Source organism: Paenibacillus glycanilyticus NBRC 16618, from assembly GCF_004000805.1.
GTDB lineage: Bacteria > Bacillota > Bacilli > Paenibacillales > Paenibacillaceae > Pristimantibacillus > Pristimantibacillus glycanilyticus.
In genome coordinates this window covers 216,907-230,338 of sequence record NZ_BILY01000001.1, presented here as the reverse complement: position 1 = coordinate 230,338, position 13,432 = coordinate 216,907, and the positions used below count along the sequence as shown (strand labels likewise).

Below are 13,432 nucleotides of genomic sequence, written 5' to 3'. Positions count from 1 at the left end.
TGAAGGGAGAATGAATTCATGCTCAGAATTGTACAAGTGGAAAACGGGACGGTGCAAGGACTACCGGCAGCAGATCCTCGAATCACAAGCTTTAAAGGAATACCTTTTGCCGCTCCGCCGGTAGGAGAGAATCGTTGGCGTGCGCCTCAGCCCGCCAGCCATTGGGAAGGCGTGCGGAAAGCTTACGAATATGCGCCGATCCCTCTTCAGGTTAGGCAGGAGCTTGATGACAACAATATATATACGCGGGAATGGGCCGTGGAACCGGATATCGCGATGAACGAGGATTGTCTGTACCTGAACGTTTGGACCCCGGCAAAAAAAGCAGATGAACAGCTTCCCGTATTTGTGTGGTACTTCGGCGGTGGCCTGCAGGTTGGTCATCCTTCCGAGATGGAATTTGACGGAGAACGCATCGCCCGAAGAGGGATCGTTGTAGTCACCATCAGCTATAGACTGAATGCATTCGGATTTCTGTGCCATCCTGAAATTACGGCAGAAGCGCCGGATGCGCCGGCAAACTTCGGCCATCTTGACCAGCAAGCCGCAACTAGATGGGTCAAGCGCAATATTGCCGCTTTCGGCGGTAATCCGGACGATATAACGATTGGCGGACAATCGGCTGGCGGCGGCAGCGTCATGAACCAGCTGACTTCACCGCAGAACAGCGAACTTTTTCAGAGAGCGATTGTTCAGAGCGGATTATTTGCCCCGCTATACCCGAACGCCGGAATGCCAAGGTTTCTCCGCTCGTTGGAGGAAGCCGAACAGGAGGGCATCCAGTTCTTTAACTATCTCGGAGTAACCTCGCTTGAAGAAGCGCGAAATCTAGATGCCGTCTATTTACGGGATAAAATAGTGGAATATAAAGCTTTCTGGGGGACCGTCGTAGATCATAAGTTTAACGTGGGGAACTCGTTCGAGCTATTCCTTCAAAACAAACGATTGCAGGTGCCTGTTATGTTCGGTCATACATCGTCCGAATTTATCAGTGCTCCTCAAGCGGGTTCATTGGAGGAATTCCAACAATTGGCCGTCAATCTGTTCGGCGACGACGCCAAGACGTTCCTGGAGCTATGCGAATATTCAACAGGCAGCCTTGAAGAAGTCATTAAGAAGGCTTCGGTAAGCGGCCTTGAATATGCCATTCGGATTGCAGGCCAGGCAAATGCCGAAACGGGGGGCCATACTCCTCTGTATTATTACAATTTCGATGCCGAGATTCCGGGGTGGGATAATCCCGGAACGTTCCATTCGGTCGATCTTTGGTTCTTTTTCGAGACCCTGGCCAAATGCTGGAGGCCGTTCGTTGGCAAACACTACGATCTCGCCCGGCAAATGTGCAACTACTGGGCGAACTTCATCCGTACCGGAAATCCGAACGGCTTAGATTCAACGGGAGAGGAACTGCCGCAGTGGGAAGCTTATACGCCGGGTGCTCCGTTCGGAATGAAGTTTGCGGATGCAGCCGAATTTGTCAGGGAGCAGCCGAATGACCTGATGAAGTTCCTCGTAGAGGAATATTTTAAAGCGAATCGATTGATTCAGGTCAAATAACCGGATGTTCCCGAACCTGTTCGGAATGGCTGGCCTGTAACCGAAAATTTCTTGGCGAGAAGCCGGTCACTTGTTTGAATTGCCGGCAGAAGTGTTCCACGTTTTGGTATCCGCATCGGTCGGCAACTTCATGAATGGTTCGGGAACCTTGGAACAAATATTCTTTGGCAAGACGAATACGGCAGTTGATGACATCCTCCATGCAGGATATTCCGAAAGTCTTTTTGTAAATGGTTTGCAGATAACCCGGGCTAATTCGGACGTATTCCGCCATTTTCGGAACCGTCCAATGATCGCCCGGGCTATTTTGAATAGCGGCACGCAGACGTAATAGATCGTAGTATTGCGTTGTAAAGCCGTCATGGCAATAGGACTCCAATAGCTTGTTGAACAAGGTTCGCAGCAAACAATCAATGGAAGACTTCTTGTAATCTCTATTAAAATGATGCTCGATCACAAGCAGTTCGATCAACTTGTGGCAATAATCCGGATCATCCAGCGAGAATGGAATGCCAGATGGAAGGTTTGAAATGTACGGTTCGTCCGATTCAAAGCGGATCCAGTCGTTTACATATTTATCGGCGCAAGCTTTGTAATAGATTTTCTGATGTGCCCGGTACAGGACAGCGCTTTGAGAGGGGTATTTTTGGAGTTCTCCGTTTACCCAGAATTGTGCGGGGGTCTTGGTAATGACCAGAAGCCAGCAGTGATGGCCTTGAGGAATATCAAAAACAAAATTACTGTCATGCGCAGCATCGCTTCCGACATAATGGATATGGTTCATCCGATAGACTCTCCCTTCAAACGGCATATTCTTACTGCACGATCTATAATGAAAGAGGATATCTCCAAACATCCAATAATGGAATATACATTCTTTAGAAGTTACTAATAAAATAATAGGTTTATAGATCTGGAGGATTAGAAAACTTGCTCTTTCGATAAAACGTCGTAAGAATGAATGGGGCAGTCACCTTGGAAAAGGACTGCCCCATTTGTTTTGTTAGTTGATTTTCACCAGTTGCCACTGCTGATTAAGGTTGCCCCGATACAAATTCTGTTGGATCAAAGCGGAGTTGTTTGTCGAGGAATTGGCAACCTCAACTGCTTTGTTGCTATTTACGTTAATGATGCTCCAATATCCGTTGCTCAGCTTAATCAGCCGGAACTGCTGAGCGGTATTATTGTAATCGGACATAAGCTGAATGGCTTCCCCGTTGTTCGTTGTCCCGTTGCGTACATCCATGACTTTGTTGTCGGAAGAGCTGACGCTTCGAAGTTTATAGTAATTGTTATAGGTACCTTGATCCGTAATGACCCATTGTTGGGCGGTAGCGCCATTATCCGTATATTGCTGAAGCTGCAAGGCATTCGTATTCTGGCCTCCCGGTACCTCAAGCGCTTTTCCCGAGGCCCGGTTTATAATTTTGTAGGTCGATCCCGATTGGATGCCATTCCAGATTCCGTTCCATGGATGCAGCTGCGCCCGCTCATAATACCATTCGAAAATAAACCGGGCCATTCCGTCCCTTGCGGTATTGCCGTCGTACTTCAAGCCGGCCGTCGGATCGGCGAAGGAGCTTCTGGTGCCGGGCTCGAGCAAGAAACCGTTCATATGAACGGCTATGCTGACATTGCCCGCCGCCGTAAAGATAGCTTTCGTATTTTTGCCGAAGCCCTCATTGGAGCCGTTGAACAGGTCCCAATAAGAAGAGTCGCCGGATAACGTCTTGAACCATGTCGTTTCGGTAATATTGATCGGGTAATTGTTGGCGCATGGCTTGATCGTATCATCCCAGATCTGCTGAAGAGCGGCATAATCGTCATGGGCGCCGTAACCCGGATACCAATGAACGGCATACCCGTAATTGTTGAGCGGATCCGTCAGCGGATAGGAAGCGCACAGCTGGTAGTATTGATCCCAGCCAAGCCCTGCCGCCCAGATCACATTGTCTGCACCGTTATTCCGGATCGTGGAAATGATGGAGTTTTGGAAGGTCTTGAGTGAATTCCAGTAGGCAACAAAGTCGCTTTGTGCAGGATTGCCTCCCCAGGAGCCGTTGGCGGAGGCTTGAACAGGCTCATTGATAAGCTCGAACATGACGTTATCCGCACTCTTGATAGCCGTTTGGGAGGACAAATAACCCCAGATTTGATTAAATTTATCGAGATTGGCTTGCGTTGTCGCCTGGTTATTAAGAATAGTGAAGTCAAGGCCAAGCGTGACGTATACCCCTTTGGTCTTGGCATAGTTGATGTACGGAATGATAACGTCCTGGGTTACGGATTGCAGTCCTGCGAAATTGTATGTGCCGGCCGCGACATCGCCCATGTCCTCGCGATCGATAAACAAGCGAACCTGGTTCATATACCAGCCGTGGTTGTTGCCGTATTTACTTGATGTATTGGTGAAAGTATCCGTAATGTCCTTCAGATACGCCAGAACCGCCGCATGTCTGTTCCCGCCGTATTGATCCAGATAATATTTGCTGTCCTGGTACGTCCAATACGAACCGGAGGGTTGATGCCATCCGTCAGCAGCACGGGCTGGCCGCTGCTGTTCACCAGCTGATTGCCGCTCACATGAAGCTTGGACATGGTCATTCCCGACCACGCTTTCGCCGGATGACTGTTCACCAAGGATGGCGTTAGCATAAGCGCCACTAGGATGAACAGCTTCAGAATCCAGCTTGAATTGCTCTTTTTCATTAATACCCAACTCCTTTGAAATTTGATTGCATGGGGACTGTAATTGTATGCGCTTGCAGAAATGAGTGTACTATTCGGATGCGAGCGTTGAACACCTGTCTAATTATGGGGGTTAGCCTGTTTGATAATGGAGCAATCGGCCTTGCCGATACTCGTGCTTTCCTGTACATTGGATTATGCTAAAAAGTAAACAACGGGTAACGACATAAAGAGATGTGTATTGTATTATCGGGTGTCTGCCCAGATAATGAATTACATACAGCTCGTCGCAGCTGCGCCCGAGTGAAAAGGGGAAATCCTGTTGCGGATACCAAGGCCAAGGATAAACAAGATAAAGCTTATGCTTGCTGCGCTGATGCTTCTATCAGCCTTATCTGCATGCAAGAATGAAAACAACGCCAAGCCGCCGGAAGAGCAGGAGAATTCGAATAAGCCAATACCGGCATCGAATGCAGATCGTTCGCTCAGCCGTTATGCTCCGCCTATCGAGCTGTCCTTTGTAAGAGAAGTCGGTGAAGGATTAGAAGGCTTAATAAGCAACTTGCCGGGAGAAACGCTGGAAGATAACCGGTGGACAAGACTGACCGAGGAAACTCTGGGAATCAAGATCAAATATGATTGGACGGCGAAAGGGGATCTGTATCGTCAGAAGCTTGGCGCATCGATTGCATCGGGACATATTCCGGATGTTGTGCAGGTAAGTGCCCAGCAGCTTAGGGAACTGAGTAACGCCGGCTTGATCGAGGATTTGACGGATGTATATGAACAATATGCTTCCGCGCTTACGAAGAAAGTACTTAGCGAAGAAGGAGACGGCCCGTTTGAAACGGCAACGATCGATGGCAAGCTGATGGGTATTCCACAGACAAGCTCTTCGATTGAAGACGCGGATGTATTATGGATCAGAACGGATTGGCTGAAGAGGCTGGGGCTGTCGCCGCCGAAAACGATGGATGACTTACTGGCGATTTCGAAAGCGTTTACAGAAAGAGATCCAGATAATAACGGCCAGGACGATACCTTCGGGATTGCAGCAACGAAATATTTGGGTGACCCGGTTATGGGACTTGTTGACCTTATGGCCGGTTATAACGCTTTCCCGAATATTTGGATCAAGAATCAGCAAGGAAAACTGGTGTACGGAGGTATTCAGCCGGAGGTAAAAACGGCTTTGAAGGTGATTCAAGATATGTACAACCAGGGCCAGCTTGATCCTGAATTCGCTTTAAAGGACGGGGATAAGGCGGGCAAGCTTATAACTTCCGGGAAAATAGGAATGATCTACGGGGAGCAGTGGGCTTCCTTTCTGGTGCAAACGAGCCGGAACAATGATCCGGACGCGGATTGGCAGGCTTTTCCCATTGTTTCTGCAACGGGCGATGCCCCAAAGGTGCCCCTTAAATTCAATACGAACACCTTTTTCGCAGTCAGAAAAGGCTATGAGCATCCGGAAGCTATCGTGAAGCTCTTTAATCTGCATCTGGAGAAGAACTGGGGGCAGACCGCAGAATACGAGAAGTATTACAACACGACTTACGCGGTATGGCAGTTGTCTCCGGTTACCCCGTCTCCTACAAGAAAAAACCTGGAGGCTTACAGGCAGATTGAAGAAGCCCGCAAGAGCGGTAATCAGGCGAATCTGAAAGACGAGGCCATCTATATCAAGAAGAGAATGGATCATTATCTATCGGGAGATGCTGGCGAATCAGGCTGGGGCTGGTTTAAGACGTATGGTCCAACAGGTGCGTTTTCCATCATTGATCAATATGAGAAAAACAATCAACTGCTGTACGAGAGTTTTGTAGGCGCTCCTACGGATACCATGATTGACCTGCAGCAGATCCTTAGCGATCTGCAGGATCAAACCTACATCAACATTATTTTGGGCAGACCTATTGATGACTTCGACCAATTCGTACAGGACTGGTACAAGCTGGGCGGCGACAAAATAACAGCCGAGGTTAATCAGTGGTATGAACAACGGAGGTATTCACTTGATAAGACTGCCCGCTAAGTCATGGCGAAATGCCTTATTTGTCAGGCTTATTATTACGAATTTAGTTGTTATCCTGCCAATTATTTTACTGGGGGTGTACCTGTACAACTGGAGTTATGCAAATGCCAGTAATGAGATATCGAAAAATACGACTGCCCAGCTTTCTTATTACCTGGAAGATTTGGATCATCAAATCGAATGGCTGGAAATTCAGCAGTATGATATTTTGCAGGATAATGATCTGAACAAACTGGCGGTTACCTGGAATTTGATGGATAACGCTGACAAGAAAGCCAGCATCGATTATTTGCTTCACCGGTTTACTTCTATTAAGAATAGCAGCGTTTATATAAAAGATATTTACGTTCATGTGCGGACTATTCAGAAGACGATTTCTTCCAACAATGGAGTTGATGATTTCAATCAGCTCAGCTTCAATTATTTTCACAATGAAGTGGATAAGAAGGAAGCACGTCTCATCCTCTATGATCATTCCCTTCACCTTAGTGCTGCTAAATATGGAGGCAAGGAAGGGGATCCAGTATTTATCGTCCAGATTGAACTGAATATGGATAAGCTCAGAGAATCGCTGCAGCAGATCAGCGTTTATCCAGAGAGCGGCTCATTCCTTGTCTCCAATAAAATGGGATATACATTGGCTAGTAATGGAGATACCTCGGATGTTTTGCAGAGCTCTGTGATTGGTGCTCTTCATGCCGAAGAAAATACGTTGATCACGCAAATCGGCGACAAAAAATATCATCTCGATAAGGCTTATTCCGAACCGCTGGGATTGTCCGTCATTACCTATTTGCCCGAATCGGTAGTGAAGAAGCCTTTGAAAGGATTCAACAACTGGGCATGGATCTTCGCCCTGACATCCTGCTGTGCCATTGTTATTTATGCCTTATCGACGTATAAGTTTGTTCATAAGCCATTGCTGTTGTTAGTACAGAGCTTCAGAAAGATGGAAGGAGGTGCACTCAACATTCATATTGACCATGAGAAGAAGGATGAATTCGGCTATTTGTATAACCGGTTCAACCAGATGATTAAGAAGCTGCAGACGCTGATCGATCAAGATTTCAAACAAACGATGATGATGCAGAAAGCAGAGCTTAAGCAGCTTCAATCCCAAATTAAACCGCATTTTTTGTACAATAGCTTTTTTATTCTAAACTCATTGGCGAAAACGGGGGATTTGGAGCGCGTTCAGCTCTTCACGAACATGCTTGGCGAGTATTACCGCTTCATCACCCGCAACGGCGAGGATAACGTTCTCTTGGCTGAAGAAAGCCGGCATTCAGGCATGTATACCGAAATTCAGAAGCTCCGGTTTTCCAGAAGAATTAAGGTAGAGTTCGATGAGCTGCCGGAGAGCATGGAGCGAATCCGGGTGCCGAGGCTGATCATTCAGCCGATTATCGAGAATGCCTACGAGCATAGCCTGGAGAAAATGACCAATGAAGGCTTGCTCCGCGTTTCCTTCGGCATGAATGAGGAAGAAGCGAGAATTATTGTGGAAAATAACGGCGACCATCCGATCACAGACGAACAGATTGAAGCCCTGCAAGCAAGATTGGACAGCAAAGGGGAATCCGGCGAAATGACCGGCATGATTAACATCCACCGGCGCATCGTTCTGACTTACGGAGAGGGCAGCGGCTTGTTTCTGTCCAAAAGCGAGTTGAATGGCCTCAAAGTAGAGATCAGAATCAAGCTTGAGGGGGCTGGTGTTATTGTATAGATTGCTGATTGTTGATGATGAAGACATTATTACAGACTCGCTATATGAGGTGTTCCATCGGCTTATGCCGGAGAAGCTGGATGTCTGCAAGGCCTACTCTGCGAAGGAGGCCTTGCATTGGATGTCGCGGACGAGGATTGATATCGTATTGACCGATATCAGCATGCCGGGCATGAACGGTCTCGAGCTGTCGGAGGAGATTCAAGCCTTTTGGCCAAGATGCAAGGTCATCTTCCTGACGGGTTTTAGTGAATTTGATTACGCGTACAAAGCCATACAGATGCCGAAGGTCCGTTATTTGCTGAAGACAGAAGGTTATGACAAGGTTACGGCAACCGTTCAGGAAGTGATGCAGGAGATCGAGCACGAGAATCAGATGAGCCAAATGCTTGAGCAATCCCGCGAGCTGCTTTATACGCTTGAGCAGATGGCACAAGGGGATTACATTCGGCATTTGCTCCAGGAAAGCCATGGGCATAGTCTGGACAAGGACAGGCTGACCGATGAGTTTCATAAAATGAACATTGGCCTGAATCCGGCTTCTCCCGTACTCCTTGTCATGGGGCATTTATCGTATCCGGAGGGTGCCTCTTATATTGAAAGAAGCGGACTTCTTACAAAGGCGCGAATGGTGTGCAATTCTTATTTGTCCGAGAAAACGAGACAAATCGGGATTGTAGACAAGCAAGGGGATCTCTTATGGCTGCTGCAGCCCTCCGAGCATGAGGAAGAGAAGTTTTATAACCATTTGGTTCGCTACCTGGAAGGTACATTGGAATTAATTCAGGAGACTTGCCTGCAATCCCTGCGTTTGCCCATAGCTTTCTCGATAAGCGGTAGCTCCTGCGGATGGGAAGCCATAAACCGGCAATATGATCGGCTTCGCCAGCTGCAGCTCATGAGAATCGGCGGAGAAGGCATGACGATTATTGTGACTGACCGTGGCGAACAGCTTGAAGAGCCGCACGAGCTGCACAGGAAAGAAGAAGGACTGGTAGCCCCGAAAGCCGAAATGCTGGCAGCGTTCCTGGATGCGGGCAAACCCGAGAAATTCGACGAAATCTTCGAGGAATTAAGCTTGGCGATGCTCCACGCGAATAGTTCTGTTAATAGAAAGATTGAAATCTACTATTCGATTGCTCTTATTCTGTATGCGCATATTAACCGCGCGGGGCTTTGCGGCGAGTTTAGCGATTATTGCAAGCTGATGCGTCTGGATGAGCATTCCTCCATGCAAGAAGCCGTTCGATATTTAAGGCAGGTAACGGATCAGCTGTTTAAGGTGAAAAGTCCGGAAAATAAAGAAAATGCGGCTACCGTCATTGATAAAATTTGTCAGTATATCAATGAGCATTTAAACGAGGATTTGTCGCTTGTCCGGCTAGCCGAGATCAATTATTTCAATCCTTCTTACCTATCTCGATTTTTCAAGCTGGAATGCGGCGTCAATTTATCCGAATACATCGATAATTGCCGGGTTAGGAGAGCCAAGGAGCTGCTTAAGGAGGATGAGCTCAAGGTGCGCGAGGTCGCTGTTGAGGTAGGCTACGAAGCGGCACATTCCTTTACGAGATTTTTCAAGAAAGCTACCGGCATGACGCCGCAGGAATATCGGGACGCTCTCACCCAGACTTGAGGAGCTAACCATGAAAAAAAGGATTAATTTGAACATTGTTGTAGGACTAGGCTGCTTTACAGCCGTTCTCATACTATTGATCACATCCCATCATTCGATAACGAATCAGGAGGAATTAACAATGGAAGATTTACAGGTAAAACTGGCTAGCGCAGTAGGTAAAGTACCGCCGCAAGGAAATCCGCTTGTTTCGCATAAATTCGGGGCGGATCCTTACGCTCTCGTGTTTGATGGCCGCGTCTATCTTTATACGACGAATGACGTGCTCGAATACGGCGAGGATGGAAGCGTGAAGGATAATACGTACGGCAACATTAACAAGATTGGCATTATTTCCTCTGCGGATCTGATGAACTGGACGGATCACGGCATCATCAACGTTGCAGGTTCTGAAGGCGCTGCCAAATGGGCCACGCAATCTTGGGCCCCTGCTATTGCCCATAAGGTCATTAATGGACAAGACAAGTTTTTCCTTTATTTTGCGAATAATGCGAGCGGAATTGGCGTGCTGGAAGGCGACAGCCCAATCGGCCCGTGGAAGGATCCAATCGGAAAAGCGCTGATCTTAAGATCAACGCCAGGCGTTGAGAAGGTTACCTGGTTATTCGATCCGGCCGTGCTCGTGGACGATGACGGCAAGGCGTATATCTACTTCGGCGGCGGTGTGCCGGAGGGCAAGGATGAAAGTCCGGATACGGCACGGGTCATGCAGCTTGGAGACGATATGATCAGCGTAGTAGGCGAAGCGCAGGTTATCCCGGCCCCATTTATGTTTGAGGATGCCGGCATTAACAAATATAACGGGACTTATTACTTTACGTACTGCTCGAACTTCTATAACGGCGACCGTCCGGAGGGCAGCCCTCCTGCAGGAGAGATCGCTTATATGACCAGCGACAGTCCGATGGGACCGTGGACGTACCGGGGAACGATTCTGAAAAATCCCGGACATTTCTTCGGAGTAGGCGGCAACAATCATCACGTCATCTTCGAGTTTAAGAATGCCTGGTATATTGCTTACCATGCTCAAACCTTGTCGAAAGCGATGGGAGTTCCGAAGGGTTACCGTTCTACGCATCTGAATGAGCTTAAGTTCCAGGATGCCGATCGGTCGATTCAGGAGATTACGGCGAATTACGAAGGCGCAGCTCAAGTGCAATTATTTAATCCTTATGAGTCAGTAGAGGCGGCAACGATAGGATGGAATGCGGGAATTGCCACGGAAGCTTCCTCGGATGGCAGCTTGACCGTAACCGATATTGACAGCGGCGATTGGATAGCGTTATCCAAGGTTGATTTCGGAAGCAATGGCGCTTCCAGTTTTGCGGCTTCGGTATCGGAAGCATCCGCAGCTGCAATCGTTGAGCTGCGGCTGGATGCGGCGGATGGCAAGCTGATCGGAACCTTGCCGGTTCGGGCAACGGGTGACCAAGCGGCGGAATACCAAACGGAGGTAAGCGGTGCAGAAGGCGTACATGACTTATACCTCGTGTTCAAGGGACAGCCTGACAGCAAGCTGTTTAAGCTGCATAGCTGGCAGTTCGGCCAATAATAGGAGAGGATCGCGGCGACTCAAAGCCGCGGTCTTTTTTTGGAAAGGAAATTTTATGAGGTTGTTGGATGCATTTAACAGCAGTCAGTTAATTTGTACCTATAGCGGCTATAAGCCCGCCAACAGGCATAAGTGGGGACCTGGCGTACGTGATATTTATGCACTGCATTTTATAATCAGCGGGAAGGGAACGCTGGAGACAAATAATCGGCAGTATCCGTTATCGACAGGCGACAGCTTCATGATTTTTCCGAAAACGGAGATCTACTACTACCCTGATCCCGAGGATCCTTGGGAATATGTATGGATCGAGTTTAATGGAGATGAGGCGGAGAGGCTGATAGCGATGACCGGGCTTGAGCCGGATAATCCTGTAGTTGCCGCATGTCCGGCTGATTTAAAGCCCTACTTCCCTCAGGTCGTAGGCGCTGATACGAGGCACTTTGAAAAAATGAGAACGGAAGCTCAATTACGTCTGCTTCTTTCTTATTATGTGGAGTTCTATCCAAGAGAAGCTCAACCGATTGATTATGTCCAGCTGGCGAAGGAATATATCATGATTAATTATTGGCGGACAACCTTGACGGTATCGGATATTGTGAATGCTGTCAGCCTGGAGCGGAGCTATCTGTTTCGTTTGTTTAAGGAGGCTTCCGGAATGTCTGTTTCCGGCTATATGACCGCATACCGGATGGAAAGAGCCCGGGAGCTGCTGATGTCGTCCGGTTTGTCTATCAAGTCGGTCGCCTGCTCGGTAGGATACAAAGACCAGCTTTATTTCTCAAAGGTATTTAAGAAAGCAACGTCATATACACCTTCTGAGTATATGACGCTGCATGGTCGGGACGAGAAGCATTAACGGAAGAGGACGCAGTGTCCGGATTCCCGGAAATAGCGTATCAGCTTCTCAATGGGCTCACGTCCGCAGTTCAGCTTTGCTCCGAGACAATCGATACACAAGAACTGCTGAGCCGTTCTGGAGACAAGCTTCATGTATATCGCTCTATCATCCGCCTGAAGAGAGGCCTGGCAGTTCATGCAAGTTTTGCTGCTCATTATTTAACCAGCTTGGCACGGACAATCAGGCAGTCATGTGCCGGCACTACGGGAGCGAATCTCTCTGTGAACACGCCAAGCTCCTTATGCTCCCAGCAATCATACAGAGATAAGGAGAAGCCGGAAGCATAAGGAAGACCAATATCCCAAAATTGCAGCGACAGCTCCCGCTGATTATCGCTTAGATTGAAGAAGCCGATAGCCACGTCGCCGTCCGTCAGTACTTTTACCAGCATAAAGACATCATCCGCATGGAACCATTGGGGCTCCGGCTTAATCCGGTAGGCTCCGCGGCTTTCGATATCCTGATTGATAGCGATCAGATCCGGGTTGAGCAAAATATTTTTGGTTTCCTGATTAGCCGTACGGATATCGCAGCCAATCATGAGCGGTGAACCCATTAAGCTCCATAATGAGAAATGAGTCTTGTATTCATGGTCGCTGCAGCCGCCTATTTTACTGCCGATAAACGAGTTATTGCTGCCCCCGTACATGCCGACAACCAGCATATCCAGATCATTATGGCAGAAGGATCCGGTATAACATTCCTTGTCCAGCTGTGATAGGGCCAGATTTTTGATAGAATCCCAGTGATCCTGAATATCGCCTGTTGACCGGTACATATGGGCACCTGACTCACGTATCCACTGGTAGACGTTATCCTCGCCCCAGTTGCAGGCAGAGAAGAGAATGTCCCGTCCGCTGTTTTTAAGGGCAAGGCTCATTCGCTTGTACAGCAGCTCTCCCGAGATATGCCGGGGTTTGAAGCAATAATCGTACTTCAAATAATCGACGCCCCACTCAGCGAATAATTGGGCATCTTGAAATTCATGCTCAAAGCTGCCGGGAAAGCCTGCGCAGGTATGGGTGCCAACGCATGAATACATCCCGAATTTCAAGCCTTTCGAGTGGATATAATCGGCGAGTGCTTTCATCCCGCTTGGAAATTTGGCTGGATCAGCAACAAGATTCCCCTGCTGATCACGCTGCTTCAGGCTCCAGCAATCATCAATGACGATATATTCATAACCTGCCGCTTTGTATCCATCCGATTCGAATCGGTCGGCAACATCCCGGATCAACTGCTCATTGATGTCCCAGGTAAAAGTGTTCCATGAATTCCATCCCATAGCGGGAGTTATGCCAAGAGGCTTATCCAAAAGTTACACATTCCTTTCT

The 13,432-nt window shown here is 48.1% G+C and carries 11 protein-coding genes; 6 read left to right on the top strand and 5 right to left on the bottom strand.

The genetic code is table 11. The annotated features are described in order from the left end of the window. Window positions 1-18: 18 nt before the first annotated feature. A complete protein-coding gene (locus PGL01S_RS00850; protein WP_127490677.1) occupies window positions 19-1,557 on the top strand; it encodes a carboxylesterase/lipase family protein in 1,539 nt (512 codons plus the stop codon). Here PGL01S_RS00850 and PGL01S_RS00845 read toward each other — a convergent pair. From PGL01S_RS00845 to PGL01S_RS31165, 3 genes are all read right to left on the bottom strand, one after another. Further along, window positions 1,550-2,341: a helix-turn-helix transcriptional regulator gene (locus PGL01S_RS00845; RefSeq protein ID WP_127490676.1), complete on the bottom strand. Its 792-nt coding sequence runs from the start codon at window positions 2,339-2,341 to the stop codon at window positions 1,550-1,552. The two genes, PGL01S_RS00850 and PGL01S_RS00845, sit on opposite strands and share 8 nt — an antisense overlap. Window positions 2,342-2,560: 219 nt before the next feature. After that, window positions 2,561-3,925, bottom strand: a complete 1,365-nt coding sequence (locus PGL01S_RS00840; protein ID WP_244935469.1) for an RICIN domain-containing protein — start codon at window positions 3,923-3,925, stop codon at window positions 2,561-2,563. Between the two features lie 62 nt (window positions 3,926-3,987). Then, the gene (locus PGL01S_RS31165) at window positions 3,988-4,266 is read right to left on the bottom strand and encodes a hypothetical protein (RefSeq protein ID WP_244935468.1); all 279 of its coding nucleotides are present in this window, start codon (window positions 4,264-4,266) and stop codon (window positions 3,988-3,990) included. Between the two features lie 340 nt (window positions 4,267-4,606). Here PGL01S_RS31165 and PGL01S_RS00835 point away from each other — a divergent pair, with 340 nt between their 5' ends. The 5 genes from PGL01S_RS00835 to PGL01S_RS00815 all read left to right on the top strand — a co-directional run bounded on the left by PGL01S_RS00835 (window position 4,607) and on the right by PGL01S_RS00815 (window position 12,056). Beyond that, window positions 4,607-6,280, top strand: a complete 1,674-nt coding sequence (locus tag PGL01S_RS00835) for an extracellular solute-binding protein (protein WP_174806512.1) — start codon at window positions 4,607-4,609, stop codon at window positions 6,278-6,280. Further along, the gene (locus PGL01S_RS00830; protein WP_127490675.1) at window positions 6,261-8,009 is read left to right on the top strand and encodes a sensor histidine kinase; all 1,749 of its coding nucleotides are present in this window, start codon (window positions 6,261-6,263) and stop codon (window positions 8,007-8,009) included. The genes PGL01S_RS00835 and PGL01S_RS00830 overlap by 20 nt, the downstream gene beginning before the upstream one ends. Beyond that, window positions 8,002-9,645, top strand: coding sequence for a response regulator transcription factor (locus tag PGL01S_RS00825; RefSeq protein ID WP_127490674.1), 1,644 nt, complete (start codon window positions 8,002-8,004; stop codon window positions 9,643-9,645). Before PGL01S_RS00830 ends, PGL01S_RS00825 begins: the two co-directional genes overlap by 8 nt. A gap of 121 nt (window positions 9,646-9,766) precedes the next feature. Next, on the top strand, window positions 9,767-11,197 hold the full coding sequence (locus PGL01S_RS00820; protein ID WP_244935467.1) for a glycoside hydrolase family 43 protein: 1,431 nt from the start codon (window positions 9,767-9,769) through the stop codon (window positions 11,195-11,197). Next, window positions 11,121-12,056, top strand: coding sequence for an AraC family transcriptional regulator (locus PGL01S_RS00815; RefSeq protein WP_307719621.1), 936 nt, complete (start codon window positions 11,121-11,123; stop codon window positions 12,054-12,056). The genes PGL01S_RS00820 and PGL01S_RS00815 overlap by 77 nt, the downstream gene beginning before the upstream one ends. Here the strand turns inward: PGL01S_RS00815 and PGL01S_RS00810 are convergent. After that, window positions 12,053-12,253: a hypothetical protein gene (locus PGL01S_RS00810; protein ID WP_174806509.1), complete on the bottom strand. Its 201-nt coding sequence runs from the start codon at window positions 12,251-12,253 to the stop codon at window positions 12,053-12,055. The genes PGL01S_RS00815 and PGL01S_RS00810 overlap by 4 nt on opposite strands. Further along, window positions 12,253-13,413: a glycoside hydrolase family 27 protein gene (locus tag PGL01S_RS00805; RefSeq protein ID WP_127490670.1), complete on the bottom strand. Its 1,161-nt coding sequence runs from the start codon at window positions 13,411-13,413 to the stop codon at window positions 12,253-12,255. The genes PGL01S_RS00810 and PGL01S_RS00805 overlap by 1 nt, the downstream gene beginning before the upstream one ends. Window positions 13,414-13,432: the final 19 nt, after the last annotated feature.

What these genes read in the sequence shown, in the direction of transcription:
- PGL01S_RS00815 (WP_307719621.1), top strand. Translation starts at nt 11,121, where the DNA reads ATGACTTATACCTCGTGTTCAAGGGACAGCCTGACAGCAAGCTGTTTA.
- PGL01S_RS00820 (WP_244935467.1), top strand. Translation starts at nt 9,767, where the DNA reads ATGGAAGATTTACAGGTAAAACTGGCTAGCGCAGTAGGTAAAGTACCG.
- PGL01S_RS00835 (WP_174806512.1), top strand. Translation starts at nt 4,607, where the DNA reads ATGCTTGCTGCGCTGATGCTTCTATCAGCCTTATCTGCATGCAAGAAT.
- PGL01S_RS00810 (WP_174806509.1), bottom strand. Translation starts at nt 12,253, where the DNA reads ATGAGCAGCAAAACTTGCATGAACTGCCAGGCCTCTCTTCAGGCGGAT.
- PGL01S_RS00840 (WP_244935469.1), bottom strand. Translation starts at nt 3,925, where the DNA reads ATGAACCAGGTTCGCTTGTTTATCGATCGCGAGGACATGGGCGATGTC.
- PGL01S_RS00845 (WP_127490676.1), bottom strand. Translation starts at nt 2,341, where the DNA reads ATGAACCATATCCATTATGTCGGAAGCGATGCTGCGCATGACAGTAAT.
- PGL01S_RS00850 (WP_127490677.1), top strand. Translation starts at nt 19, where the DNA reads ATGCTCAGAATTGTACAAGTGGAAAACGGGACGGTGCAAGGACTACCG.
- PGL01S_RS31165 (WP_244935468.1), bottom strand. Translation starts at nt 4,266, where the DNA reads ATGAAAAAGAGCAATTCAAGCTGGATTCTGAAGCTGTTCATCCTAGTG.